This window comes from Micromonospora zhanjiangensis, assembly GCF_042650605.1.
Taxonomy (GTDB): Bacteria; Actinomycetota; Actinomycetes; order Mycobacteriales; family Micromonosporaceae; genus Micromonospora_J; species Micromonospora_J zhanjiangensis.
The window spans coordinates 13,304-40,022 of sequence record NZ_JBHSBN010000007.1; the positions used below are offsets into that span (position 1 = coordinate 13,304).

General features: G+C 72.0%; 24 protein-coding genes. 20 read left to right on the top strand and 4 right to left on the bottom strand.

Annotated features, from left to right (window positions below):
• Positions 1–27: 27 nt before the first annotated feature.
• Positions 28–1,047, top strand: a complete 1,020-nt coding sequence (locus ACFOX0_RS12330) for a LacI family DNA-binding transcriptional regulator (protein WP_377544929.1) — start codon at positions 28–30, stop codon at positions 1,045–1,047.
• A gap of 20 nt (positions 1,048–1,067) precedes the next feature.
• Here the strand turns inward: ACFOX0_RS12330 and ACFOX0_RS12335 are convergent, their stop codons facing one another.
• Entirely contained in the window at positions 1,068–1,790 is a 723-nt protein-coding gene (locus ACFOX0_RS12335; RefSeq protein WP_377544931.1) for a methyltransferase domain-containing protein, read from the bottom strand.
• Between the two features lie 108 nt (positions 1,791–1,898).
• Entirely contained in the window at positions 1,899–3,536 is a 1,638-nt protein-coding gene (locus tag ACFOX0_RS12340; RefSeq protein WP_377544933.1) for an ABC-F family ATP-binding cassette domain-containing protein, read from the bottom strand.
• A gap of 84 nt (positions 3,537–3,620) precedes the next feature.
• Between ACFOX0_RS12340 and ACFOX0_RS12345 the strand changes: the two genes are divergently transcribed.
• The 5 genes from ACFOX0_RS12345 to ACFOX0_RS12365 all read left to right on the top strand — a co-directional run bounded on the left by ACFOX0_RS12345 (position 3,621) and on the right by ACFOX0_RS12365 (position 7,188).
• Positions 3,621–4,406, top strand: a complete 786-nt coding sequence (locus ACFOX0_RS12345; RefSeq protein ID WP_377544935.1) for an ROK family protein — start codon at positions 3,621–3,623, stop codon at positions 4,404–4,406.
• Positions 4,407–4,455: 49 nt separating this feature from the next.
• Positions 4,456–4,821, top strand: a complete 366-nt coding sequence (locus ACFOX0_RS12350; protein ID WP_377544937.1) for a tetratricopeptide repeat protein — start codon at positions 4,456–4,458, stop codon at positions 4,819–4,821.
• Positions 4,818–5,072 (top strand): Smr/MutS family protein, encoded by a 255-nt coding sequence (locus tag ACFOX0_RS12355; RefSeq protein WP_377447797.1) that lies wholly within the window; start codon positions 4,818–4,820, stop codon positions 5,070–5,072. Before ACFOX0_RS12350 ends, ACFOX0_RS12355 begins: the two co-directional genes overlap by 4 nt.
• A gap of 116 nt (positions 5,073–5,188) precedes the next feature.
• Positions 5,189–6,145 carry an FAD-dependent oxidoreductase gene (locus tag ACFOX0_RS12360; RefSeq protein ID WP_377544939.1) on the top strand — a complete coding sequence of 319 codons (957 nt, stop codon included), beginning with the start codon at positions 5,189–5,191 and terminating at the stop codon, positions 6,143–6,145.
• Between the two features lie 287 nt (positions 6,146–6,432).
• Positions 6,433–7,188 (top strand): SCO2525 family SAM-dependent methyltransferase, encoded by a 756-nt coding sequence (locus ACFOX0_RS12365; RefSeq protein ID WP_377544941.1) that lies wholly within the window; start codon positions 6,433–6,435, stop codon positions 7,186–7,188.
• A 54-nt stretch (positions 7,189–7,242) separates the two neighbouring features.
• Here the strand turns inward: ACFOX0_RS12365 and ACFOX0_RS12370 are convergent, their stop codons facing one another.
• Positions 7,243–8,397 carry a hypothetical protein gene (locus tag ACFOX0_RS12370; RefSeq protein WP_377544943.1) on the bottom strand — a complete coding sequence of 385 codons (1,155 nt, stop codon included), beginning with the start codon at positions 8,395–8,397 and terminating at the stop codon, positions 7,243–7,245.
• 357 nt (positions 8,398–8,754) lie between these two features.
• Here ACFOX0_RS12370 and ACFOX0_RS12375 point away from each other — a divergent pair, with 357 nt between their 5' ends.
• The 4 genes from ACFOX0_RS12375 to ACFOX0_RS12390 are packed head-to-tail and all read left to right on the top strand — an operon-like array spanning position 8,755 to position 13,206.
• Positions 8,755–10,038, top strand: a complete 1,284-nt coding sequence (locus ACFOX0_RS12375; RefSeq protein ID WP_377544945.1) for a PP2C family protein-serine/threonine phosphatase — start codon at positions 8,755–8,757, stop codon at positions 10,036–10,038.
• Positions 10,035–11,939, top strand: coding sequence for a sensor histidine kinase (locus tag ACFOX0_RS12380; RefSeq protein WP_377544947.1), 1,905 nt, complete (start codon positions 10,035–10,037; stop codon positions 11,937–11,939). The genes ACFOX0_RS12375 and ACFOX0_RS12380 overlap by 4 nt, the downstream gene beginning before the upstream one ends.
• Entirely contained in the window at positions 11,936–12,388 is a 453-nt protein-coding gene (locus tag ACFOX0_RS12385) for a response regulator (protein ID WP_377544949.1), read from the top strand. Before ACFOX0_RS12380 ends, ACFOX0_RS12385 begins: the two co-directional genes overlap by 4 nt.
• Positions 12,389–12,393: 5 nt before the next feature.
• Entirely contained in the window at positions 12,394–13,206 is an 813-nt protein-coding gene (locus tag ACFOX0_RS12390; protein WP_377544951.1) for an inositol monophosphatase family protein, read from the top strand.
• 4 nt (positions 13,207–13,210) lie between these two features.
• On the opposite strand, the gene ACFOX0_RS12395 is transcribed toward ACFOX0_RS12390, so the two are convergent.
• Positions 13,211–14,056, bottom strand: a complete 846-nt coding sequence (locus tag ACFOX0_RS12395) for a helix-turn-helix transcriptional regulator (RefSeq protein ID WP_377544953.1) — start codon at positions 14,054–14,056, stop codon at positions 13,211–13,213.
• Between the two features lie 102 nt (positions 14,057–14,158).
• Between ACFOX0_RS12395 and ACFOX0_RS12400 the strand changes: the two genes are divergently transcribed.
• The 10 genes from ACFOX0_RS12400 to ACFOX0_RS12445 all read left to right on the top strand — a co-directional run bounded on the left by ACFOX0_RS12400 (position 14,159) and on the right by ACFOX0_RS12445 (position 26,578).
• Positions 14,159–14,887 (top strand): SDR family oxidoreductase, encoded by a 729-nt coding sequence (locus ACFOX0_RS12400; RefSeq protein ID WP_377544955.1) that lies wholly within the window; start codon positions 14,159–14,161, stop codon positions 14,885–14,887.
• A gap of 243 nt (positions 14,888–15,130) precedes the next feature.
• A complete protein-coding gene (locus ACFOX0_RS12405) occupies positions 15,131–16,126 on the top strand; it encodes a coiled-coil domain-containing protein (protein WP_377545426.1) in 996 nt (331 codons plus the stop codon).
• A gap of 36 nt (positions 16,127–16,162) precedes the next feature.
• Positions 16,163–17,719 (top strand): fused MFS/spermidine synthase, encoded by a 1,557-nt coding sequence (locus tag ACFOX0_RS12410; RefSeq protein ID WP_377544957.1) that lies wholly within the window; start codon positions 16,163–16,165, stop codon positions 17,717–17,719.
• Between the two features lie 73 nt (positions 17,720–17,792).
• A complete protein-coding gene (locus tag ACFOX0_RS12415; RefSeq protein WP_377544959.1) occupies positions 17,793–19,433 on the top strand; it encodes a protein kinase domain-containing protein in 1,641 nt (546 codons plus the stop codon).
• A gap of 205 nt (positions 19,434–19,638) precedes the next feature.
• The gene (locus tag ACFOX0_RS12420) at positions 19,639–19,980 is read left to right on the top strand and encodes a hypothetical protein (protein WP_377544961.1); all 342 of its coding nucleotides are present in this window, start codon (positions 19,639–19,641) and stop codon (positions 19,978–19,980) included.
• Between the two features lie 281 nt (positions 19,981–20,261).
• Positions 20,262–21,326 (top strand): BMP family lipoprotein, encoded by a 1,065-nt coding sequence (locus tag ACFOX0_RS12425; protein ID WP_377545428.1) that lies wholly within the window; start codon positions 20,262–20,264, stop codon positions 21,324–21,326.
• Between the two features lie 35 nt (positions 21,327–21,361).
• Entirely contained in the window at positions 21,362–23,113 is a 1,752-nt protein-coding gene (locus tag ACFOX0_RS12430) for an ABC transporter ATP-binding protein (RefSeq protein ID WP_377544963.1), read from the top strand.
• 236 nt (positions 23,114–23,349) lie between these two features.
• Complete coding sequence (locus ACFOX0_RS12435; RefSeq protein WP_377545430.1) at positions 23,350–24,558, top strand: ABC transporter permease; 1,209 nt, start codon at positions 23,350–23,352, stop codon at positions 24,556–24,558.
• A 4-nt stretch (positions 24,559–24,562) separates the two neighbouring features.
• Positions 24,563–25,843 carry an ABC transporter permease gene (locus ACFOX0_RS12440; protein ID WP_377544965.1) on the top strand — a complete coding sequence of 427 codons (1,281 nt, stop codon included), beginning with the start codon at positions 24,563–24,565 and terminating at the stop codon, positions 25,841–25,843.
• A gap of 24 nt (positions 25,844–25,867) precedes the next feature.
• Positions 25,868–26,578, top strand: a complete 711-nt coding sequence (locus ACFOX0_RS12445; RefSeq protein WP_377544967.1) for a cytidine deaminase — start codon at positions 25,868–25,870, stop codon at positions 26,576–26,578.
• Positions 26,579–26,719 lie beyond the last annotated feature (141 nt).

Consider the following 26,719-nt stretch of genomic DNA (forward strand, 5'->3'; position numbering starts at 1 on the left):
CGCAGAGACATCGAAGGGGGCGGGCCGGTGCGGCACAGGCTCAAGGACGTCGCGGAGCGCGCCGGAGTCTCGGTCAAGACGGTCTCCAACGTGGTCAACGGCTACCTGCACGTCCGCCCGGACACCCGGGCCCGGGTGCAGGAGGCGATCGCCGAGCTCAACTACCGCCCCAACCTGTCGGCCCGCAACCTGCGCCGGGGCCGGACCGGGGTGATCGCGCTGGCCGTACCGGAACTGGACCTGCCGTACTTCGCGGAACTGGCCCGGCACGTGGTCACCGCCGCCGCCGAGCGCGGCTGGACCGTACTGATCGACCAGACCGGCGGATCCCACGAGCAGGAACGGATGGTCGTGGCCGGGATCCGCGACCACATGATCGACGGGCTGATCCTCAGCCCGCTCGCGCTCACCGGCGAGGACCTCGCCGGCGGCGCCGACGGCACCCCGATGGTGCTGCTCGGCGAGCGGGTCGACCACGGCCCGGCCGACCACGTGGTGATCGACAACGTGGCCGCCGCCCGGGCGGCCACCGCGCACCTGGTCGGGCTCGGCCGGCGGCGGATCGCCGCGATCGGTGCGCAGCGCACCGCCGAGGGGGCCAGCGCCCGGCTCCGGCTGGCCGGCTACCGCGCCGCGCTGGAGGCCGCCGGCATCGCCGTCGACGACCGGCTGGTCGCCCCGGCCGCCGCCTGGCACCGCGCGGACGGGGCCGCGGCCATGCGGACCCTGCTCACCACCGGGGTACGCCCGGACGCGGTGTTCTGCTTCAACGACACGCTCGCCCTGGGTGCGCTGCGGACGTTGCACGAGTCGGGACTACGGGTTCCCGAGGACGTCGCGGTGGCCGGCTTCGACGACATCGAGGACGGCCGGTTCGCCATCCCCACGCTGAGCACCATCACCCCGGACAAGGAGCGGATCGCCCGGCTGGCGGTGGATCTGCTGGCCGCCCGCCTGGACGGTGACCGGGACGCCCCGGCCCAGGCGTTGACCGCACCGCACCGGCTCACCCCGAGGGAGAGCACCCTCGGCCGGCCGGACCGCTGATCGATCAGTCGAATGATCGGTCAGTCGAAGAAGCGGGCCAGGTGGGAATCCACCGGTCCCGGTTCGTCCGGGCCGAGCGGAACGAGGTCGGCGAAGATCGAGGCGCCGTCGCAGCCGGCGTGCAGCGGGTACCAGCGCGGTGTGCCCGGTGGCCGCTGGCAGATCCCCTTGAACGTCTGCACGTCCAGCAACCGGACGTGGGTCGGGTCGGCCACCGCGTTGACGTGCCCCCACCACGGGCTCATCACGTGCAGGCTGCCGCCCGGCCGCAGCACCCGGTGACACTCGTCGACCAGCGGCAGGAAGTCGATCAGGTGCTCCAGGATGTGCACCGTGAAGATCACGTCGACCGAGTCGTCGGCCACCGGCAGCGAGCCGGACAGGTCGGCGATCCCGTCCACCCCGGGCGCGACCCGCAGGTCGAAGCCGATGTTGTCGGGCCACTGCTTGGCCGGGCCGCAGCCGAGATCCAGCACGACCGGGTCGCGGCCGGCGACGCGTACCCGGGGCCAGACCGCGAGCACCCCGTCGAGCTGACCGATCAGCCGGCGTACCAGGCGCAGGTCGTCGTGGTCGGCGGCCTCGCCGGACAGGTGGGCGACGCCGCGGTCGAACCGCACGTCGACCGTGACGCCGCGCAGCCGCTCGTCGAACTTCACCAGGTCGGCCCAGGCCGTGGCGAGGAAGTCGTCGATCTGGCGCAGCCGTTCGCCCGGCATCGCCGTCCGTGCCAGCGAGACCATCCCGGTCACCTCCCGGCGCGGGCTACCCGGATCCGTCCGGACTATTCCCGGCGGTCGAGGTCCCCGGCCGGCCGTGCTCTCTCCGGCGGGCTGGCTGACCGGCGGTGCTCAGCGTTCGGTGACCTGGCCGGCGTCGACTTCCAGGCGCCGGTTGGTGTGCACCGCGTCCAGCATCCGACGGTCGTGGGTGACCAGCAGCAGGGTGCCCGGGTACGACGCCAGCGCGGACTCCAGTTGCTCGATCGCCGGCAGGTCCAGGTGGTTGGTGGGCTCGTCGAGCACCAGCAGGTTCACCCCGCGGGCCTGCAGCAGGGCCAGCGCCGCCCGGGTGCGCTCACCGGGGGAGAGGCTGGCCGCCGGGCGCAGCACGTGCTGCGCGCGCAGGCCGTACTTGGCCAGCAGGGTCCGCACGTCGGCCGGCACGAGATCCGGTACGGCGGCGCCGAACGCCTCCAGCAGCGGCCGGCCACCGAGGAACAGCCCGCGGGCCTGGTCGATCTCGCCGACCACCACCCCGGGACCGAGGTGTGCCTGGCCCCGCTCCAGCGGCAACCGGCCGAGCAGGGCGGCCAGCAGGGTGGACTTGCCGGAACCGTTGGCGCCGGTGATGGCCACCCGGTCGGCCCAGTCGATCTGCAGGTGCACCGGACCGAGGGTGAACCCGCCCCGGCGGACCACCGCGTCCCGCAGCGTCGCCACCACCACACCGGCCCGGGGCGCCGCGGCGATCTCCATCCGCAGCTCCCACTCCTTGCGCGGCTCCTCGACCTCGGTCAGCCGTTCGATCAGCTTGTCGGTCTGCCGGGCCTTCGCGGCCTGCTTCTCGGTCGCCTCGGCCCGGAACTTCCGGCCGATCTTGTCGTTGTCGGTGGCCTTGCGGCGGGCGTTCTTGACGCCCTTCTCCATCCAGGCCCGCTGGGTGCGGGCCCGGGCCTCCAGCCCGGCGCGGGTCTCCGCGTACTCGTCGTAGTCGGCCCGGGCCTGCCGGCGGGCCACCTCGCGCTCCTCCAGGTAACCGGCGTAGCCACCGCCGTACTGGTTGACCCGCTGCTGGGGCAGGTCCAGTTCGACCACCCGGGTCACCGTGCGGGTGAGGAACTCGCGGTCGTGGCTGACCAGCACCGTCCCGGCGCGCAGCCCGGTGACGAACTCCTCCAGCCGGTGCAGGCCGGCCAGGTCCAGGTCGTTGGTCGGCTCGTCGAGCAGGAAGATGTCGTACCGGCTGAGCAGCAGCGAGGCCATCCCGGCCCGGGCCGCCTGGCCGCCGGAGAGCGCGGTCATCGGCCGGTCCAGCTCGACCGCCAGGCCCAGGTCGGCCGCGACCTGGCCGGCCCGCTCGTCCAGGTCCGCCCCGCCGAGGGCCAGCCAGCGCTCCAACGCCACCGGGTACGCGTCGTCGGCGCCGGGCTCGCCCGCGGTCAGCGCCTCGGTCGCCGCGTCCAGCGTGGCCTGGGCCGCGGCGACCCCGGTACGCCGGGCCAGGAACCCGCGTACGGTCTCGTCGGGCCGGCGGTCCGGCTCCTGCGGCAGGAACCCGACGGTGGCCTCCGGCGGGTTGAGCTGCACGCTGCCCTGCTCGGTGGGCAGCAGCCCGGCCAGCGTGCGGAGCAGGGTGGACTTGCCGGCGCCGTTCGGCCCGACCAGGCCGATCACGTCGCCGGGCGCGACCACCAGGTCCAAGCCGCTGAACAGGACGCGGTCCCCGTGCCCGGCGGCCAGGTCCTTCGCGATCAACGTGGCGCTCATGGTGGCCCGATCCTATCGGTCGGTCCGGCCCCGCCGGCTCGTCGGTTCGGGCCCGCCGGGGCGGTGGCGGGGGAGACTGGCGGCGTGACGACCACTCTCACGATCGACTGCGGCGGCGGCGGGATCAAGGCGTCGGTGCTGGACGAGGCGGGCACCATGCGGGCCCGGCCGTTGCGGGTGCCCACCCCGTACCCGTTGCCGCCGGCCCTGTTCGTCAAGACCCTGGTGGAACTCGGCGGCCGGTTGCCGACCGCCGACCGGGTGACCGTCGGGATGCCCGGCATGCTCCGGCACGGCGTGGTGGTGGCCACGCCGCACTACGTCACCCGGGCCGGGCCGCGTACCCGGGTCGACCCGGACCTGGTCGCCGAGTGGGCCGGCTTCGACGCGCGGACCGCGCTGGCCGAGGCGTTCGGTACGCCGGTGCTGGTGCTCAACGACGCGGAGGTGCACGGCGCCGGGGTGGTCGCCGGCACCGGCCTGGAACTGGTGCTCACCCTGGGCACCGGCCTGGGCTGCGCGCTGTTCGACGGCGGCGTGCTCGCCCCGCACCTGGAGCTGTCCCAGGCGCCGGTGCGCTGGGGGATGAGCTACGACACGTACGTCGGCGAGCACGAGCGGCGGCGGTTGGGCGACGCGTTCTGGTCCCGTCGGGTGCGCGGCGTGGTGGACGGCCTGCGGCCGGTCTTCCTCTGGGACCGGCTCTACCTGGGTGGCGGGAACTCCCGGCTGATCCGACCGGAACAACTGGCCCGGATGGGCGACGACGTGGTGGTGGTGCCGAACACGGCCGGCATCCTTGGCGGCGTGCGCGCCTGGACGGTCCGGGACGGCGGTCCGCCGGGGTGGGAACACTCGCGGTCGCGGTGATGTTGTGACAGCGTCGTACCACGGGCGCGCGAATTCCAGGAGGTGGGAGATGGATCTGCTGGCGGACTACCGGCGGGCGACCATGTTCTTCGAGGCGGGCGACCCGATCGGGGCGGCCCGGCTGCTGGAACCCATCGTCGAGGCGGAACCCGACAACAGTGCCGTACGGCAACTGCTGGCCCGGTCCTACTTCCAGTCCGCGCAACTCGGCCGGGCCGAGGAGCAGCTACGGGCGCTGGTCGAGCGGGACCCCAGCGACCACTACGCCCACCACGTGCTGGGTCGTACGCTGGAGCGGGCCGGCCGGCCCGCGGAGGCGCTGCGGCACCTGCGCATCGCGGCCGCGATGTACGCCGACAACGACGACTACCGGACCGCGCTGCGGCGGGTGGAGACGAGGGTGACCGGCCGGTGAAGCTGAAGCTCGATCTGCACGACATCTTCAACCGGGGCCAGGACATCGACCGGGCGTTGCGCGGGATCATCGACGAGGCGGTGGCCAAGAAGGCCACCCTCGTCGAGATCATTCCGGGCAAGGGATCGGGGCAGCTCAAGAAGCGGGTGCTGCGGTTCCTGGATCAGAAGGACGTCAAGCAGCTCTATCACCGGGTGGAGAAGGACTCGAAGAACTTCGGCCGGCTGTTCGTCCATTTTCGGTGGAAGTGAGCATTCCCGAAGTTTGGTTCGACGGGTCGTCCGACGACGGGGGCGAACGAATGACGGCAAAGGTTCGGACACCGAAAGCCTCCTGACGTTCATCAATCTGGCGATAGCATTGGTCGGTGGTGACTTCTGGGGAGACCGACGTAATCGTGGTCGGTGCGGGCGTCGTCGGACTGACCACCGCGATCCGCCTCGCGGAAGCCGGTCTCTCCGTCCGGGTGCTGGCTGATCAACCACCCGAGCGGACCACGTCGGCCAGCGCCGGCGCGAGTTGGGGGCCGTACATGGTCTCGGATCCCCGGGTGCTGCACTGGAGTGAACAGACCCGATTGACGTTGGAGAAGATCGCCGAGGATCCCCATTCCGGCGTACGCCTCGTCCGCGGCCTGGAAGTTGCGCCCTATCCGGTCGATCCTCCACTGTGGGCGCTCGGCGTTCAGGACTTCGAACTCTGCCGACCCGAGGAACTGCCGCCCCCGTACGTCTGTGGGTGGCGATACACGATTCCGCTGGTCGACATGCCGCGCTATCTCGGCTATCTGATTCGCCGACTGGACGCGGTCGGGGTGGCCGTGGAGATCGGCGTGATCGGCTCGTTCCGGGAGTTGGTCGGCCGGGCCCGGACAATGGTCAACTGCACCGGTCTGGGCTCCCGGCACCTGGTCCCGGACGACGAGGTCTTTCCCACCCGCGGCCAACTGGTCATCGTGGACAATCCGGGGATCGACTCCTTCTTCCAGGATCACGCGGAGAACGAGGAACTGACGTATTTCCTGCCGCACGGCGATCACGTCGTGCTGGGCGGCAGTGCCCTGCAACGTTCGGACAGTCTCGAACCCGACCGGGTCGCGGCGCGGGCGATCATCGAGCGGTGTGCCGCCGTCGAGCCGCGACTGCGCCAGGCGCGGGTACGGGAGATCCGGGTCGGCCTACGGCCCAGCCGGTCCCGGGTACGGGTCGAGCGGGACGTCGTCGACGGCGTGCCGATCATCCACAACTACGGGCACGGCGGCTCCGGGTTGACCCTCTCCTGGGGCTGCGCCGACGAGGTGCTCACCCTCAGCGGCCTGCAGTGACACGATGATGGACGGTCGACCGCGTCGGCGCCCGGACCGCCCGGACCGTCCGGTCGGTGCCCGTAAGGTCGACGAAGCCGGTCCCTTCGGAGGACTTGACGGGTGGCGATCAATGGTGAATTGTGGCGCTCGCGCGCCGCGCGTATCGTCGTAATTGGCTTTCCGGATCGAGGCTGAACGGGGTCCCGCCTGCCCGGTGAAAACCATTGCCGGAGGGTCGGACAAGAGAATAATTTACGGGTTGAGCAGGTCGAAGCTCCGCCCCCGAGCGCCTCGAAGAGGTCACCATGAACCGTCTGGACGCGACCACCCCGGCTGGCAACGATCAATTCGACTGGGATCATTTTGATTCCGAAGCCTACTCGGATCACAACTACCGTTCGGTGCGGGACGACGACCGGCAGATAATGGAGATCGTCCGGGACTTCTTCGCGACGGCCGGCGTACCCGAGGGGGCGCGGGGGGTCGACGTCGGAGCCGGCGCCAATCTCTACCCGTCGTTGGCCATGCTGCCCTTCTGCGCGCACATCGACTTCTGGGAGTACAGCGCGTCGAACGTGGCCTGGCTCACCCGGCAGACCGCGTCCTTCGACCCGAACTGGGACGAGTTCTGGGACGTCTACCGCAGCCGGTCCCCGTACGCGGAACTGGCGGATCCGCGCCGGGCGCTGGCCGAACTGGCGGAGGTCCGCCAGGGCAGCATCTTCGACCTGCCGGCGGCCCGGTGGGACCTGGGCACGATGTTCTTCGTGGCCTGTTCGCTCTCGACCGACCTGGCCGAGTTCCAGCGGGCGGTGCACGCCTTCGTCGGGGCGCTGGCTCCCGGCGCGCCGTTCGCCAGCGCCTTCATGGCCAAGTCGCAGGGCTACTACGTCGCCGACAACTGGTTCCCGGCGGTCGCCGTGGACGAGGCGGAGGTGGCGCGGACGCTGGCGCCGGTGGCCACCGACGTCCGGCTCACGCCGATCGAGATCGGCGACCCGATCAGGGACGGCTACAGCGGCATGATCGTCGCCACCGGCCGGGCCCGTCGGCCCGACTGACGGTCCCGACCGGCCGGTGACCGCCTCCCCGGGTGGCCCGGCCGGCGGTCAGCGTCAGCGCCGACCGCGGTGCCGGTCCGACGGCCCGGGCCCGCCGGCGTCGTCGTCGCCGGGCAGCGGCGGAAGGACGACCTTGCGGTGCGCGTCGAGGGTGACCCGCCGGGCGTCCGGGGCGGTCCACAGGTCGTTGAACTCGCCGATCCGCCGGATCACCCGTTCCCGGTGGGTGACCACCGAGGTGTTCACCACCATCGGGTCGAGCCGGCCGACCGTGGAGGCCGCCGTCTGGTAGCTCAGTACGCCGTCGAAGACGACGAAGTCGCGCAGCCGGGGGTGGAAGGTGGACGCGACGGTGGCGTCCAGGATCTTCACCTGCACGCCGATCTCCAGTTGCTGGCGGAGCACGTCGGCCACCTCCTCCGGGCGGACGCCCTCCCGGTCGATGATGAACAGCCGCTGGACCGTCACCTTGCGCTTGATCGCCTCACGTTGCAGGTCCAGGTAGCGCTGGCCCAGGTCGGTGCGCCACAACCCGCCGGCGATGAAGCTCTTGCCGCCGGCGTCGACGCTGCTCAGGCTGGTCGCCTGGATGCTGGTGCGGGCCACCTTGGTCAGACCGAGCAGCCAGTCCCGGTCCTCACCCTCGTAGGTGAGGTCGCTGCCGTCGCCGATCTGCTTGAGATACTCGGCCAGCCGGGTGATCTCGTTCTGGGCGAAGTCCTGCACCAGCTCGGTCGCGTCCGAGGTGATTTTCGTACGGTTGCGCACCAGCTTGGTTATCTCGGTCATCTCGTCCGGCTTCAGCTGGGATGCCTCGCGCAGCCCGAACAGCTCGGTGGCCAGATGGATCTTCGAGAAGCCGTCGGTGAGCTGTTCCCTGGTCGCCTCGGCGTACCGGGACAGGTCCGTGCCGGTACGCCGGCGGAACTCGTCGAAGTGCTGCTCCAGCGCGGCGAGCCGACGCTCCACGTTCTGGTCCAGCGTGGCGAGGCGACGCTCCACATCGAACAGGTACTGGGCGACGAACACCACGCCGGCCACGAACAGCGAGACGCCGATGTTCCACACCACCTCCGGTCGCTGCCCGTCGGGCAGCAGGGCGGACACCGCGAAGGTCACCGTGAAACTGGCCACGCTGGTCAGGATCTTGTAGAGCAGCCTGCGGTGCGCCCGGGTACGCGGCGGGTCCTCGGATCGTTTGTTTCCCACCCGTGCCTCCAGGTGTGCCGGATCCAGAATTCACCCCCCATCATGAACACTCCACGCAAACAGTTGATCACGCACCGCTTCCGGTCGCGGTGTCGCGCCCTCGCTCCACGTGCGTCGCCGGGCCGCCGGTTACAGTGCATCTTCGGTGTGCCACGGCCCGCCGGACCGACGTGCCGCGGTCGGTGGTACGGAATCGAAAGGGTGAGCCGGGGTGCCGCGCGGGGCACCGGGATCGCCGTGTTGTGTGGGAGCGTTTACTGGTACAGGATCGGCCCGGACCGGAGCAGCGAAGGAGCCTCAGATCAGCACGGACCAACCTGCCCTCCGGGCGGGCACCCGACGATTCGGACGACCGGTATGACCGGGTCGTCGGTGGTGCCGGCGCGGGCGTACCCGGCGGGCGGATTCGGGCAGGGTGAACCCGGTCGGGGCGGTTCGGGCCGAGGGCTCGGCAAGGGCGGTTCCGGGCGCGGCGCCCCGCTGCCGCACGGCGAGCGGCTGCGGGTGCTGCTCGTCGAGGACGACGAGGGCGACGCGTTCCTGGTCGGTGAGCTGCTCGCCGAGACCGGGGCGGCGATCGAGCTGCGCGTCGCGACCAGCCTCAACCAGGCCCGGGCGCAGATGTCCGGCGTCGACTGTGTCCTGCTGGACCTCGGCCTGCCCGACGCGCAGGGGCTGGACGGGCTGCGGCAGGTGCTGGACATGTCCAGCGGGGCCGCGGTCTGCGTGCTCACCGGCCGGCAGGACGAGCACCTCGGCGTCGGCGCGGTGGCCGAGGGCGCCCAGGACTACCTGGTCAAGGGCCAGGTCGACGGGGTGCTGCTGGCCCGCGCGCTGCGCTATGCGGTGGAGCGCAAGCGGGCCGACGAGAACACCCGCCGGCTGCGCGAGGTCGAGCTGCGCCAGGCCGAGTCGGCCCGGCTGGAGCGCGGCCTGCTGCCGCAGCCGCTGATGGACACCGACCAGGTCGCCGTGCACACCTTCTACCGACCCGGCCGGCACGCCGCCCTGATCGGCGGCGACTTCTACGACGTGGTGCAGACCACCCCGGACCGGGTCGACGTGATCGTCGGCGACGTCTGCGGGCACGGGGCCGACGAGGCCGCCCTCGGGGTCGAGCTGCGCGTCGCGTGGCGGGCGCTGGTGCTGGCCGGCGTGCCGGACGACGCGGTGCTGCCGGCGCTGGAGCAGGTGCTGATGAGCGAACGCCGGCTCCAGGAGATCTTCGCGACGGTCGCCACCGCGCGGCTCGACCTGGCCGCCAACCGGGTCACCGTCCGGCTGGCCGGACACCCGCCGCCGCTGCTGCTGGCGAGGGGCCGGGTCGTCCAGGTCGCCGCGCCCGGCGGGCTGCTGCTCGGCGTGCGGCCGCGGCCGGCGGTCCCGTACGAGATCCAGCTCGACAGCGACGACTGGTCGTTGCTGCTCTACACCGATGGCCTGATCGAGGGCCGGATCGATGCCGGCGACGACCGGCTGGACGTCGCCGGCCTGCGGACCCTGGTGGGTGGCGACGAGGCCGGGGCGGTGCCGCTGCCGGACCTGCCCGGCTGGCTGGTCGGTCGGGCCGAGGAGTTCAACGGCGGCCCGCTCGCCGACGACGTGGCCATGTTGCTGGTGAGCAGGGGAAGGGGGCGATGATGGGCGCCCGGCGGAACTGGTCGTTGCGGCGGCGGGTGGTGGTGCTCTGCGTCACCGTGGGTGTCCTGCTCACCGGTCTCGCGGTGGCCGAGGCGGTGGTGGCGACGCGGAACCGCCAGGCTACCGACACGATCCTCAACCAGACCGGTCCGCTGCGGGTGCAGGCCGAGGCGTTGCTCGCCGCGATGATCAATCAGGAGACCGGGGTCCGCGGTTACGTGGTCAGCGGCAAACGGGACGACCTCGCTCCGTACGAGAACGGGCTCAAGCAGGAGCAGAGCACCGTCGCGGCGATGCGCCCGCTGCTGGCCGACCATCCGGCCGTCCAGCAACAGGTGGCGACGGTCGAGGAGAAGGCCGACCGGTGGCGGCAGACGGTCGCCATCCCGGCCATCGAGACGACCGGGCGGTCCGGCCCCTCGGCCGGTCAGTCGGTGCTCACCGAGGACGCCCGGGCGCAGTTCGACGGGATCCGGGCCAGCATCGGTGACCTCCAGCAGTCGATCATGGTGCTCCGGCAGCAGGGCGCGGACCGGGTCAACCGTACCGGCAACGCCCTGGTCATCCTCCTGATCACTGCCGCGCTGGTGGTGCTGATCGCCGGGTTCGCGCTGATGCTCTCGCTCAACCGGCTGGTGGTCGGCCCGCTGACGGTGCTGGCCAGCCAGGTGCGTGCCGTGGCCGAAGGCGACTACCAGCGCGACATCGAGAAGGTCGGGCCGCCGGAGCTGGCCCAGCTCGCCGGTGACGTGGACGCCATGCGCCGCAAGATCGCCTCCGACCTGGCCGAGGTGCGGGCGGCCCGGACCAGCATCGAGGAGGCGAACGCCCAGCTGGAGAAGCAGGCCGAGGAACTGGTCCGGTCCAACCGGGACCTGGAACAGTTCGCCTACGTCGCCTCGCACGACCTGCAGGAGCCGTTGCGCAAGGTGTCCAGCTTCTGCCAGCTGCTGCAACGCCGGTACGCCGGCCAGCTCGACGAGCGGGCCGACCAGTACATCGCCTTCGCGGTGGACGGTGCGCAGCGGATGCAGCGGCTGATCAACGACCTGCTGGCGTTCTCCCGGATCGGCCGGCTCACCACCGGGTTCGTCGAGGTCGACCTGGACCAGGTGATGGCCGAGGTGTCCGGCCAGACCGAGGCGGCCCGGGAGTACGTGGACGGCGAGCTGACCTGGTCCGACCTGCCGGTGGTCAGCGGTGAGGAGGCACTGCTGACGAACCTGCTGGCCAACCTGGTGAGCAACTCGTTGAAGTTCCGCCGTCCCGACGTGCCGCCCCGGGTGCACATCTCCGCGCGCCGGGTCGGCGCCGATTGGGAGATCACCTGCCAGGACAACGGGATCGGCATCGAGTCCGAGTTCGCCGACAAGATCTTCGTCATCTTCCAGCGGCTGCACTCGAAGGACGCCTACCCGGGCACCGGAATCGGCCTGGCGATCGTGAAGAAGATCGTCGAGTACCACGGCGGCCGGGTCTGGGTGGACCCGGACGTACCCGAGGGGACCGCCATCCGGTTCACCCTCCCGGCGCTGACCGCCGAGGAGGACGAGGCGCCGACGGATGCGTCCGGTCCGGCCGGGACCGAGTCGTCCGAGTCCTCCGGTGCGGCCGGAGCGGCGCCGGTGGGGTCGGACGCTGCCGGGCCGGACGACGCTGCCGGGCCGGACGACGCTGCCGGGCCGGACGACGCTGCCGGGCCGGACGACGCTGCCGGGCCGGACGACGCTGCCGGGCCGGACGACGCTGCCGGGCCGGACGACGCTGCCGGGCCGGACACGGCGGGGTCGGACACGGCGGGGTCGAACACTGCCGGGTCGGACGCTGCGGAGAACGGTGCCGGGCGAACGGGCGGTAAGTCGGTGGAGGAGACTGGTGGGATGAGGGAGACGGTGGCATGACGGCGCCTGCCGACGGAAAGAGCCCGATCGAGGTCCTGCTCGTCGAGGACGACCCGGGCGACGTGCTGATGACGCAGGAGGCGTTCGAGGAGCACAAGCTGCGCAACCGGCTCACCGTCGTCTCCGACGGCGCGGAGGCGCTCGCCTACCTGCGCCGGGAGGGCCAGTACGCGGACGCCACCGTGCCGGACCTGATCCTGCTCGACCTGAACCTGCCCCGCTTCGACGGTCGGCAGGTGCTCGCCGAGATCAAGAAGGACGACCACCTGCGGCAGATCCCGGTGGTGGTGCTCACCACGTCGCAGGCGGACGAGGACATCCTGCGCAGCTACCAGTTGCACGCGAACGCGTACGTCACCAAGCCGGTCGACTTCGAGCGGTTCATCGCGGTGGTCCGGCAGATCGACGAGTTCTTCGTCAGCGTGGTGAAGCTGCCCCCGCGCGGCTGACCATCGTGACCACGAACCTGATCGAAGAGGTCGGCGCGCTGCTCCGGAAGGCCGCGGCGAACGCCATCATGCCGTCGTTCCGCCGGCTCGACGACGACGAGATCGAGGAGAAGTCGCCCGGCCAGCTGGTGACCGTGGCCGACCGCCGGGCCGAACAGATCATCGGCGACGGGCTGCGCGCGCTGCTGCCCGGTTCGGTCGTGGTCGGCGAGGAAGGGGTGGCCGAGGACGCCGGCCAGCTCGAGCACCTGCGCGAGAGCGGCCCGGTCTGGCTGGTCGACCCGCTGGACGGCACCTCGAACTTCACCGCCGGGCGGCCCCCGTTCGCGGTGATGGTGGCGTTGCGCCGGGACGGGGTCACCCGGACCGGTTGGATCCTCGACCCGTTGACCGACAGCCTGCTGGTGGCCGACGAGCACCGCGGCGCGTACCTCGACGGGGCGGCCGTACGGCTGCCGCAGGCCGGGCCGCCGGCCGCCGACCTGCGCGGCGCGCTGCGGGCCCGGATCCTGCCGGACGCCATGCGGGATTCGGTCGGCGAGCACGGCGACCGGATCGGTGCGCTGCTGTCCGGCCGGCACTGCGCCGCCCAGGAGTACCGCGACATCGTCACCGGCGTGCAGCACTTCGCCGTCTTCTGGCGCACCCTGCCCTGGGACCACACCGCCGGGGTGCTGCTGGTCGAGGAGGCCGGCGGGGTGGCCCGCCGGTTCGACGGCGGCCGGTACGACCCGGCCGACGACCGGCGCGGCCTGTTGGTCGCGGCCAACGAGGAGATCTGGACGACGGTCCAGGAGGTCCTCGGCGCGACCGACTGACTCCTCAACGCGCCTGCGCCGGCCACTGCGGACCGACGACGCCGAGCAGCTTCAGCGCCTCGGCCGACGGGCTGCCCGGGACGGCCGTGTGGATGACGAGCCGCTGGCCGTGCCCGGCCACCTCCAGCACCTCGCACTCCAGGGTCAGCTCGCCGACCACCGGATGGACCAGCGTCTTGCTGGTCGATCCCTGCCGGACGCAGACCCGGTGCTCGGCCCAGCGCCGGGCGAACTCCGGGCTGGTCAGCAGCCGGTCGATCAGCCGGCGGATGCCCGGGTCGCCCGGATACTGCGCGGCCGCCGCCCGCAGGTCGGCGACGCACTGGTCGGCGTACGCGGCGGCGGCCGGGTCACCGGACAGGTCCACCCCGCAGCCACCGAGGAACATCCGCCAGACCAGGTTGCGCTCTTCCGCCGAGCAGCCGGCCGGATCGCCGAGCAGGGCCACCGCGAGCGGATTCCAGGCCAGCAGGTCGTACTTCACGTCGATGACGAAGGCCGGGGTGTCGGTGAGCCGGTCCAGCAGGTGCAGGACCCCGGCCGGCACGTCCGCGCTGGGTCCGGCCGGCGGTCGGGGCACCTCACCGGCGAGCCGGAAGAGGTGGTCCCGCTCGTTCGTGTGCAGTCGCAACGCCCGGCCCAGGGCGGACAGCACCTGCCGGGACGGGTGCGGACCGCGGGCCTGTTCGAGCCGGATGTAGTAGTCGACCGAGATGCCGGCCAGCCGGGCCACCTCCTCCCGGCGCAGTCCCGGCGTGCGGCGGCGGGTCCCGGCGGGCAGCCCGACGTCTCCGGGCCGCACCCGGGCCCGTCGGATGCGCAGGAAGTCGGCGAGTTGGCGGCGGTCCATCCGTTCATCATCGCCGGACGCCGGTAACGCCAACCAGGTACCGCCGGTCCCTGGTTCGGCAGGTCTCTCCCGCCGGGCCGGGCCGGCTCGCAGGCTGGCGGCATGACAGAGAAGATCATTGCCCTGGTGACCGGGGCGAACCGGGGAATCGGTCAGGAGATCGCCCGTGGACTGGCCGTGGCCGGCGCGACCGTGCTGGTCGGCGCCCGCTCGACCGAGGCGGGCCGGCAGGCGGCGGAGAAGCTGACGGCCGACGGGCTGGACGCCACCGCCGTCGAGGTGGACGTCACCGACGCGGAATCGGTGGCGCGGGCCGCGCGGTGGGTCGAGGACGAATTCGGCCGGCTGGACGCCCTGGTCAACAACGCCGGGGTACTGCTCGAACGCGGTCAGTGGCCGAGCCAGGTGCCGATGGAGGTGCTCGACCGGACGTACCAGGTGAACGTGTTCGGGGTGATCCGGATGATCGACGCGATGCTGCCGCTGTTGCGCCGGTCGGCGGCCGGCCGGATCGTCAACCTGTCCAGCGGGCTGGGTTCGTTCGCGCTGACCGCCGATTCGGACCATCAGTTCGCGAAGAACCCGCTGTTGGCGTACAACTCGTCGAAGAGCGCGCTGAACGCGGTCACCGTCTCGTACGCGAACGAACTGCGGAACACCCCGATCAAGGTCAACTCGGCGGACCCCGGGTACTGCGCCACCGAGATGAACGGCTACGGCGGCACCCGTACGCCGGCGCAGGGCGCGATCGCCGCGGTCCGGTTGGCCACCCTGCCGGCGGACGGGCCGACCGGTGGCTTCTTCGACGAGGACGGTCCGCACCCCTGGTGACGTGGGCGTGACCCGGCGTCCACGACGGCGGTCGACCGGATCGCGGCGGGCCGACACGGCAGCCGCGGTCCGGTAGGCTCACCGGCGGTCTCCGCCCGGTGGCCCCGTTCCGCGGGCGCCGACGGAGACCGCCGCCGACGCGGGCACCGGTCCCGAGCGGGGGTCAGGCGGCCGAACGGAGGGACGACTTTCGTGCGTTGCGCGCCTGGAAACCGGCTCGGCCGGCAGTTCCTCGCGGCCCTGCTGACCGCGGTCACCGCGCTCACGGCGGGCACCGCGGCCGCCGTCGCCGACGTCGCCGTGGCGGTGGCCGCGCCGAATCCGAACCCCGGCGACGAGGGTGGCACCAAGAAGCTGCGCGACGCGCTGGAGGCGGCCGCCCGCGGACACATCGACGCCCAGGCCAAGCTGGACGCCTCGACCAAGCGGCAGACCGAGCTGACCGGCCGGCTCAGGGACGTCGAGGCCCGACTGGTCGACCTCACTGCCCAGGTCGGCGCGGTGGCCGCCCGGTCCTACCGGCTGGGCCGGCTCACCCCGTACTCGATGATGTTGAACAGCGCGTCCCCGGACGAGCTGCTGCAACGGTCGGCGGCGCTGGAGCTGATCTCCCAGCTGGACAGCCAGAAGCTGCGCGACCTGACCGACAGCCGGGCACAGGCGACCGAGGCCAAGGCGGCCATCGACGCCGAGGTGGTGCAGCAGCGCAAGCAGGTCGCCGTCATGGCGCAGAAGAAGAAGGACGCGGAACGGGCGCTGGCCGCGGTGGGCGGCGCGACCAGCGCCGGCTTCGTGAACGCCAATTCGCCACTGGCCAAACCCGCGCCGCGCAACTCCGACGGCTCCTGGCCCAGCGAGTCGTGCAACGTCGACGACCCGACCACCGGTTCCTGCATCACCCCGCGCACGCTGCACGCGATGCAGCAGGCCCAGGCGGCCGGCTTCAAGCGGTACGTCTCCTGCCACCGTAGCGGCGGCGGCGGTGAACACCCCAAGGGTCGGGCCTGCGACTTCTCCGCCGCGGCGGGTGGCTTCGAGAACGTCAGCGCCACCGGCGGGGACCGCACCTACGGCAACAACCTGGCCGCGTACTTCATCAAGAACGCCGGCCGGCTCGGGGTGCTGTACGTGATCTGGTACCGGCAGATCTGGATGCCGGGCACCGGCTGGCGGTCCTACGACGGGGCCGGCAGCCCGGCCGCCGACCACACGAACCACGTCCATCTCTCCATGTACTGACGGGTAACCGGCCGATCGGCACGTAGCATCGCAGCGATGAAGCCGATCTCCTCCGATGTTGCGGCGACCAGGACCGCACTGGCGCCGCCGGAGGCTCGGCCGTTGCCGGGCGGGCTCGCCGCGGCCCTGGTCTTCCTGTCCAGCGGCGCCGTGCTGATGCTGGAGACGGTCGCGTTGCGGCTGGTCGGCCCGTACCTCGGGGTGACCCTGCAGGTCACGAGCTCGGTGATCGGGGTGGCGCTGGCCGCCATCGCGTACGGCGCCTGGTTCGGCGGGTGGCTGGCCGACCGGCGGGACCCGCGGACGCTGCTGGCCCCGGCGTTCGTGCTGGCCGGGATCGCCACCGCGCTGACCCTGCCGGCGGTCCGGTACGCGGGCGAGTGGCTGCGCGGCGGCGCGCCCGCGGCCATCCTGCTGCTCACCTCGCTGGCCGTGTTCGTCCCGGCCGGCCTGCTCGCGGCGGTCACTCCGCTGGTGGTGAAGCTGCAGCTCGGTGACCTGCGGCGAACCGGCCAGGTGGTCGGCAAGCTGTCCAGCGTCGGCACGCTGGGCGGCATCACGGCCACCTTCGGCACCGGGTTCGTGCTGGTCGCGGCGCTGTCCAGCACGACCATCGTGGTCGGGCTGGCGGTGCTGCTCGGACTGACCGGGCTGGCGCTGGCCGAGTACCTGCGGCGGCGGGTCGGGGTCGCCGCGGCCGGCCGGTCCCGGGTCGGTGCCGCCCTGGCGGTGCTCGGGCTGGCCGGCGCCGCGCTGTCCACCGTCGCGCCGAACCCGTGCGACGTGGAGACCGCGTACCACTGTGCCCGGGTGGTGCCCGATCCGGCCCGGCCGGACGGGCGGACGCTGCTGCTCAACTCGGCCCAGCACTCGTACGTGGACCTGGCCGACCCGCGCCACCTGAAGTTCGCCTACACCCAGTGGATCGGGCTGGTGGCGGACCGGTTCACGGCACCCGACCGGCCGGTGGCCGCGCTGCACCTCGGCGGCGGTGGCTTCACCGTCCCGCGGTACCTGACCGCCACCCGGCCGGGCACCGAGAACCTGGTCTTCGAACTCGACGGCGGGCTGGTCGAGCTGGACCGGCGGGAGTTGGGCGTCCGCCCGGGACCCGACCTGCGGACGATGGTGGGCGACGCCCGGGTGCTGCTCGGTAACCGGCCCGACCGCAGCGCGGACCTGGTGGTCGGGGACGCGTTCGGGCACCTGGTGGTGCCCTGGCACCTGGCCACCCGGGAGATGATGGCCGAGATCCGGCGGGTGCTGCGACCCGGCGGCGTTTATGTGCAGAACGTCATCGACTATCCGCCGGTGCGTTTCGTCCGGGCTGAACTGGCCACCGTCGCCGCCGAGTTCGCGCACGTCGCGGTCATCGCCCCACCGGACGCGCTGGCCGACCGGCGGGGCGCCAACTTCCTGATCGTCGCGTCCGACGAACCGCTGCCGCTGGCGAGCCTGCGGGACGGACTGGCGAAGCTGGACACCGACCCGGCCGAGCTGCTGACCGGGCCGGAGTTGTCCGAGTTCGTGGGGCCGGCACAGGTGCTCACCGACGCGTTCGCCCCGGTCGACCAGCTGCTGGTCAAGGGCTGACCGCCGGGTCGCGGACCGGCCGCGTCCGGCGGGACGTGTGTAGATTCCTTGCCGCGGGGCAAGAAGACACACCATGGGCAGGGTGAACAAGCCGACGACCACGCTCCTCGGCGAGCGCTACCGGCTGGTCGAGCGGCTCGGCGCGGGCGGCATGTCGGTGGTGTGGCGGGGCTACGACGAGGTGCTCGGCCGCCAGGTGGCGGTCAAGGTGCTCGCCGCCCGGCTGGCCGGCGACCGGACCTTCCGGCACCGAATCCGGATCGAGGCCAAGGCCGCCGCGCGGCTGTGCCACCCGCACATCACCAACGTGTACGACTACGGCGAGACCGTCGAGGCCGGGGTGCCCGTCCCGTACGTGGTGATGGAGCTGGTCGACGGCTGCTCCGTGGCCGCGTACCTCGGCCGGCACGGCGGCCGGATGCCCTGGCGGGAGGCCGTCACGGCGTGCGCCGAGGTCGCCTCGGCGCTGGCCACCGCGCATGCCCGGGGCGTGGTGCACCGGGACGTCACCCCGGGCAACGTGATGCTCACCGGCGCCGGCGCCAAGGTGGTCGACTTCGGCATCTCGGCGCTGGTCGGCGAGCGGGACAGCGAGCCCGGCGGCGCGGTGCTCGGCACCCCCGCGTACCTGGCGCCGGAACGGCTCGACGGCGGCCAGGTCACCGCCGCCACCGACGTGTACGCCCTCGGCCTGCTGCTCTACCGGATGCTGTCCGGCCGGCTGCCCTGGCCGGTCGACGGCCGGACCGAGTTGCTGCGGGCCCACCTGTACCGGGAACCGGAGCCGCTCGCGGTGGTTGGTGGGCTGCCCGCCGAGGTGGCCGACCTGTGCCGGCGGTGCCTGGCCAAGGACCCGGTGGACCGGCCGAGCAGCGTCGAGGTGGCCCGGACCCTGGCCGACGCGGCCGGCGTACCGGCCGTGGTGCCGGTGTCCCCGGCGCCGGGTGGGCCGATGAGCGGCCGGGACGACGAGGCGTTGCTGGCCAACGCCGGCACCACCATCCTGCCCGGCTCGGCGGCCACCGACGCGCTGCCGCTGTCCCGGTCCGGCCGCACCGTGGCCCGGGACCGGCGCGCCAACCGCCGGCACCGCGTCCAGGCGGTGGCCGCCGGGGTCGGCCTGCTCGCGGTGACCGGCGGGGTATGGGCGGCCACCTCGGCCAGCCCGGCCGCCGGTCCGGACACCCCGGCCGCCGCCGCGACGCCGGACGCCACCCCGGCCGGCCCGACCTGCCGGGTCGACTACGCGCTGCGCAGGGACACCGGCCGGGGCTTCGACGCGGACGTGCAGGTGACCAACAGCGGTGAGCAGGCCGTACCGGGTTGGCGGCTGACCTTCGCGTTCCCCGGTGACCAGGTGGTCACCGGGGGCACCGTGCGGCACTGGCAGCAGCAGGGCCGGTCGGTCGCGGTCCGCGCCGACGACACCCCGCTCGCCCCGGGCCGGTCCGCGACGATGGCGCTGTCCGGACGGTACGCCGACGCGAACCCGTTGCCGGTCGAGTTCCGGCTCAACGACTCGTCCTGCGCGGTCCGGCTCTCCGGCGTACCGGGCGTCGCACCGACGACGGGCGCCCCCACCCCGGCCCGGACCTCCGCCACGGGCGCCTCCGGCAAGGCCAAGCCGGCACCGGCCAAGCCCGCTCCCGCGAAGAAGCCCGAGCCCAGGGGCAAGGCCAAGGGCAAGGACAAGGGCAAGGGCGGCGGCGACTGACCGCTCGGTCGGCGGCGGCGAACCGCTGGACCTGGTCGATGGTGCCCTCCACGATCAGCATGCTGTCGGCGGTGATCACGGTGCCCGGTGGCCGCCCGCGCCGGCCTCCCGCGCGCCGCCAACTGAGCCCGACACCATCCGCACGCCCGGCCGTCGAGGCCGGGCGTGCTGGTGGTACGGCTGATCGTCGGGCACCATGGCCGGCGTGGAACCTCTTCGACTGATTCTTCTCTACGTTCACCTCGTCGGCTTCGCCCTGCTGCTGGGCGGCGCGATCACGCAGTACCTGTCCGGGCGGCTCCGGATCAACCGGGCGATGCTCTGGGGCGCGGGCATTCAGGTGGTGACCGGCCTCGGGCTGGCCGCGCCGCTGCGGGACGGACACGAGCCGGCCCCGGCGAAGCTCGCCACCAAGGCGATCATCGGCGTGATCATCTTCGTGATGGTCTTCTTCTCCCGGAAGCGGGACGAGGTCAACCGCGGACACTTCCTGGCGATCGTCGGTCTGACCCTGGTCAACGCGGCCGTGGCGGTCTTCTGGCGATAGCTTCCGGCGACAGCGCGGCTCACCTGCGGGAATGCCGGAATTGGGGCGTTCGTGCCGGCGAGAAGGTAACTGCGCCGGTCCGGGGAGTGATCTGCCCCACGCCACGGTCACACGAGCATAACGGGCGTTCAACAGTCCTGCACGATTGTCGGCCGGCGGGTGGGCGCGGGCGTACGCTTCGCGTCCGTAACGTGGGACGCCGGTCGCCGAGACCGGCATAGGGCTGCCACCGCGGGGCGGTGTGCATTGGGAAGGAGATCGTCTTGCGCTCTGTGCGTGGGATGCGGATCGTCTCGCTGTTCGCGGTCGGTGGACTGGCGTTCACCGCCGCCGCATGTGGCAAGGCTCCGGAGGAGAAGAAGGACGCGGGCTCCGCGGGCAAGAAGTACTCCGCCTGCATGGTCACCGACACCGGCGGCATCGACGACAAGTCCTTCAACGCCTCGGCGTGGAAGGGCCTGCAGGACGCCAAGGAAGCCAACAGCAACATCGACATCAAGTACGTCGCGTCCAAGGCCGAGGCCGACTACGAGCCCAACCTGACGCAGTATGTCAACCAGAAGTGCGACTTCATCCTCGCGGTGGGTGGCCTGATGGGCGACGCCACCTCGAAGATCGCCAAGGCGAACCCGAACCAGCAGTTCGGCATCGTCGACGCGAAGCTGCCGGAGAGCAACGTCTTCCCGATGCAGTTCGACACCGCGCAGGCCGGCTTCCTGGCCGGTTACCTGGCGGCCGGGATGACCAAGACCGGCAAGGTGGGCACCTACGGCGCCAAGAAGATCCCGCCGGTGACCATCTTCATGGACGGTTTCGTCGACGGCGTCGCCTACTTCAACAAGACCAAGAGCAAGACGGTCACGGCGCTCGGCTGGAACAAGGCCACCCAGGACGGGTCGTTCACCAACGACTTCGTCAAGCAGGACGAGGGCAAGAAGGTCGGCGACGCGCTGGTCGCCCAGGGCGCGGACATCGTCATGCCGGTCGCCGGCGGCGCCGGCCTCGGCACCACCGCGGCGGCCCAGGCCTCCGGCGGCAAGTACTCGGCCATCTGGGTCGACGTCGACGGCTGCCAGAGCACCCCGAACTGCCCGGCGCTGATCACCACCGTGGTCAAGAACATCCCGGGCGCGGTCACGGACGCGGTGACCAAGGCGGCCAAGGGCGACAAGCTGGCGCACGACCCCGGCTACCTCGGCACGCTGGCCAACAATGGCGTCTCGATCGCCCCGTACCACGAGTTCGACAGCAAGGTCCCGGCCGAGCTGAAGAGCGAGGTCGACAAGGTCAAGGCCGACATCGTCGCCGGCAAGATCACCGTCACCTCGGCGGCTCAGCCGAAGTGACCCGCCACCGGCCACCCCGGTGAGATCATCACGGGGTGGCCGGCCGGTACGTCGACCGGCCGTCCCGGCGCCGTGGTCCGCCACGGCTCCGGCGACGGCCGGTCGTTTCCCGACCGCCCCAGCCGGGCCACCGGTGGACAGCTAGGCTGCACCATCCCCGCCCGCACCCCCAGGAGGTTGCGCTGAGACTCGAACTGCGCGGCATCACCAAGAGGTTCGGTGACCTGGTCGCCAACGACCACATCGACCTGACGGTGGAGCCAGGGGAGATCCACGCGCTGCTCGGTGAGAACGGCGCGGGCAAGTCCACGCTCATGAACGTGTTGTACGGGCTGTTGCAGCCGGACTCCGGCGAGATCCTGGTGGACGGCGAACCGATCAGGATCAAGGGCCCGTCCGACGCGATCTCGACCGGCATCGGCATGGTGCACCAGCACTTCATGCTGGTCCCGGTGCTGACCGTCGCGGAGAACGTGATGCTCGGCGCCGAGCAGGTACGCGGCGGGATCTTCGGGCTGCTGGACCGGCGCCGGGCCCGGCGCGAGGTGGCCGAGGTCTCCGACCGGTACAACCTGCGGGTCGACCCGGACGCGGTGATCGAGGACCTGCCGGTCGGCGTCCAGCAGCGGGTGGAGATCGTCAAGGCGCTGACCCGCGACGTCGACCTGCTCATCCTGGACGAGCCGACCGCGGTGCTCACCCCCCAGGAGACCGAGGAACTGCTCACCGTCATGCGGTCGCTCAAGGCGGCCGGCAAGTCGATCGTGTTCATCACGCACAAGCTCAAGGAAGTCAAGGCGATCGCCGACCGGATCACGGTGATCCGCCGCGGCCGGGTGGTCGGCACCGCGAGCCCACAGGCCAGCGAGGACGAGCTGGCCGCCCAGATGGTCGGCCGCAGCGTCAACCTGACCGTGGCCAAGGCGCGGCGCGAGCCGGGCGAGCCGGTGCTCACCGTCGAGGGCCTGGTGGTCGACGACGAGCGGCTGTGTCGGGCGGTGGACGGCGTCGACCTGACCGTACGGGCCGGTGAGGTGCTGGGCATCGCGGGCGTGCAGGGCAACGGGCAGACCGAGCTGGCCGAGGCGATCATGGGTCTGCGGCCGGTGCTGTCCGGCTCGGTGACGCTGGCCGGCGAGCGGATCAACGGCTGGTCCACCAAACGGGTGCTCCGGGCCGGGGTCGGTTACGTCCCCGAGGACCGCAGCGTCGACGGCGTGGTCAAGGAGTTCAGCGTCGCCGAGAACCTGGTGCTGGACCTCTACGACCAGGCGCCGTTCGCGTCCGGGCTGGCGCTCAAGCCGGCCGCCATCGCCGGGTCGGCCACCGAGCGGATCGACCAGTTCGACATCCGTACGCCGTCCGCGGACGCCGCGGTCGGCACCCTCTCCGGCGGCAACCAGCAGAAGGTGATCGTGGCGCGGGAGATGTCCCGCCCGTTGAAGCTCTTCGTGGCCGCGCAGCCCACCCGGGGGGTGGACGTCGGCTCGATCGAGTTCATCCACAGCCGGATCATCCACGAGCGGGACATCGGCACGGCCGTACTGGTGGTCTCCAGCGAACTCGACGAGGTGCTCGGGTTGGCCGACCGGATCGCCGTGATGTACCGCGGCCGGATCCTGGCGGTCGTCGGCCCGGACACCCCGCGCGAGGAGATCGGCCTGCTGATGGCCGGCGTCACCGCCGAGGCGGCACTGGCCGCCACCCCACCCGCGGGCGGCGACGGCACGGTCCCGACCGACGGCACCGTCCCGACCGACGGCACAGTCGACAAGGAAGAGGCATGAGCGAACGCACCGAGCGGAGCGAGGGCCATGAGCGCATGCCGGGTCGGCAGAGCATGAGCGACCCCCGCGAGCCCAGCGACCCCCGCGAGCCGAACGGCGTGGACGACGCCGTACCGGGCGCCGCGTCGCCGGACAAGGACCGGTCGACCGAGGCCGGGACCGCGACGGCGACCGCCCGGAACGTCCCGACCGGGGACGGCGCGGGCGGCGACGGCACCGACCAGGACTCCGGGTTCATGCGGAACTTCCTGCACAACCTCTGGTCGGCCAACACCGTGATGGTGAACGTGCTGGCCCTGGTGCTGGCCATGCTGATCGGGGCCATCCTGATCATCATCTCCGACCCGGACGTGCTCGACACCTTCAGCTACTTCACCGCCCGCCCCGCCGACGCGCTGTCGTCGAGCTGGGCGGTGGTCAGCGACGCGTACGCGAACCTGTTCAAGGGCGCGGTGGTCGACCCGGCCGCGGTCTCCGGCTGGCTCGACGGCAGCAACGGGTGGCAGGCGGTGTTCGCGCCGATCTCCGAGACGCTCACCTACACCGCGCCGCTGGTCTTCACCGGTCTGTCGGTGGCGCTGGCGTTCCGCGGTGGCCTGTTCAACATCGGCGCGCAGGGCCAGGCCACCGTGGGCGTGATCCTGGCCGCGCTGGCCGGCATCCTGCTGCCGCTGCCGCCGGTGGTGCACCTGATCGTCGCCCTGCTCGCCGGCGCGCTCGGCGGCGCCGTCTGGGGCTTCGTCCCCGGCTTCCTCAAGGCTCGCACCGGCGCCCACGAGGTGATCAGCACGATCATGCTCAACTACGTGGCGCTGTACTTCCTGTCCTGGATCATCGTCCAGGGTGCGGTGCACGACCCCGCCCGCAGCGACTCGATCAGCAGGTCGGTCGCCTCGTCGGCCCAGCTTCCCCGGCTGCTCGGCGGAGACCTGCGGGTGCACGCCGGCATCCTGCTGGCGGTGCTGGCCACCTGGGGCGTGGCCTGGCTGCTCAACCGGTCCACCTTCGGATTCGAGCTGCGGGCCGTGGGCGCGAACCCGGACGCAGCCCGGACCGCGGGCATCAGCGTGACGAAGACGTACATCCTGTTGATGGCCATCGCCGGCGGCCTGGCCGGGCTGGGCGGCTCGAACATGGTGATCGGCACCACCGCGAGCGCGCTGACGCCCGAGGTGGTGGCGCAGATCGGCTTCGACGGCATCCTGGTGGCGCTGGTCGGCCGGGTGAAGCCGTGGGGGGTGGCCCTGGCCGCGCTGCTGTTCGGCGCGCTCCAGGCCGGCGGCAACCGGATGCAGTCGTACTCCGGGATCTCGCTGGAACTGGTCACCGTGCTGCAGGCGCTGATCGTCATCTTCATCGCCGCGCCGGCCCTGGTGAAGGCGATCTTCCGACTGCGGGCGGCCCGCGCCGCCCGGCTCCAGACGAGCCTCGCGAAGGGCTGGTGACGTCATGTCCACGATGGCTGTCGAAGACGTCGCCCTGGCCCCGGTCGCGCGCGGCTTCTGGAGCCGGGAACGCAAGGTGGGCGCCGGCCTGGCCGCCGCCGGGATCGTCGCGGCGGCGCTGTTCGGCGCGCTGGCCACCGGCGAGCAGGCCCGGTTCACCCTGAGCGAGACCGCCGGCGGCGCCGCGCTGGAGATCAACGGTACGGTCGGCGCGATCCTGTTCGGGATCATCGCCGCACTCTGCGGGCTGGCGCTGTTCGTCCTGGACACGAGGCGCTGGTTCGGCACCCTGCTCGGGGTGGGGATCGTCGGCCTCGTGCTGTCCTTCCTGTGCTGGCAGGTGTCGGCCGCGCCGGCCGGACAGAACTTCATGCCGCTGGTCAACATCGTCCGCGGCACCTTCCTGCTGGCCCTGCCGCTGATCTTCGGGTCGCTGGCCGGCGTGCTGTGCGAACGGTCCGGCGTGGTCAACGTCGCGATCGAGGGACAGCTGCTGATGGGTGCCTTCTCCGGCGCGCTGTTCGGCTCGATTACCCAGAACGTCTGGGTGGGCCTGGTCGCGGCCGCGGTCGGCGGTGCCTTCATCTCGCTGCTGCTCGCCGTCTTCGCCATCCGCTACCTGGTGGACCAGGTCGTGATAGGCATCGTGCTGAACCTCTTCGCGCTCGGCCTGACCGGTTTCCTCTACGAGCGGCTGATGCAGACCGAGGCGCAGTCGTACAACAGCGCGCCCCGGTTCGGCACCTGGGCCATCCCGGTGCTGGAGGACATCCCGGTGCTCGGGCCGGCGCTGTTCCGCGGCAACATCTTCCTCTACCTGGCGCTGATTCTGGTCGCCGTCATCCACCTGGCGCTGTTCCGGACCCGGTGGGGACTGCGGACCCGGTCGGTCGGCGAGCACCCCACCGCCGCGGACACGCTCGGCGTACGGGTGCTGCGGCTGCGCTACCGGAACGTGATCCTGGGCGGGATGGTGGCCGGCATCGGCGGAGCGTCCTACACGCTGGCGCTGTACACCTTCACCAAGAACATGATCGGTGGTAAGGGCTTCATCGCCCTGGCCGCGATGATCTTCGGCCGGTGGAGCCCGACCGGGGCGCTGCTGGCCGCGCTCTTCTTCGGCTTCGCCGACCAGCTGGGCACCTACCTCGGCGCGATCAACAGCGTCATCCCGAGCGACTTCCTGGCCATGCTGCCGTACCTCGCCACCCTGCTCGCGGTCGCCGGCCTGGTCGGCCGGGTACGGGCACCGGCGGCCGACGGCAAGCCTTACGTCAAGGGCTGACCAGCGAACATGCAGGATGGAGACGTGACAGAGCAGATCGACTGGCCCCGGCTGCGGGCCGCCGCCACCGAGGCGATGCGGCACGCGTACGTCCCGTACTCGAAGTTCCCGGTCGGCGCGGCCGGCCTGGTGGACGACGGCCGGGTGGTGGTCGGCTGCAACGTCGAGAACGCCGCGTACGGGGTGGTGCTGTGCGCCGAGTGCGGGGTGGTTTCCTCGCTGCACGTCACCGGCGGCGGCCGGATCGTCGCGCTGTCCTGCGTCGACGCGACCGGCGAGCCGCTGATGCCGTGCGGCCGGTGCCGGCAGCTGCTGTGGGAGAACGGCGGTCCGGACACCCTGATCGAGTCCCGGACCCGGCCGCTGCGGATGGCCGAGCTGCTGCCGCACGCCTTCGGGGTCGAGGACCTGGAGGCGATCGTCGCCGACCCGGTGGTCCCGACGGTGCCCGAGCGGCTGGCCGCCTGGCGGGGGCGCGGCACCGTCTTCGTGCACCCGGACGTCACCGACGGCCGGCAGGTGTGGACCGCGTACTGGGAACGGTCGGCCGGCGACGAGGGCGTCGGCGCGGGCGTCCTGGAGGAGGGGCCCACCTGGTCCACCGCGGACGAGGCCGTGACCTGGGGCGAGGCCCGTACGCCCCGGGTCGTGGTGGTGGACGCCGACGGGACGATGTTCTGGGCCGGCGAGGGGGAGGCTCCGGCGGAGATCCCGCGTCGGTGGGCCGGTTCCTGACTGTCGGCTGTCGGCTGTCGGCTGTCGGCTGTCGGCGGTTCGGGTGGGGGCGGGGTGGCCCACCGCGCCCGGCTCCGAGCGGTCAGGCTTGATCTCTGCGCCGGGCACGGTGGGCCACCCCGCCCGGTGGTTGCGTTCCAC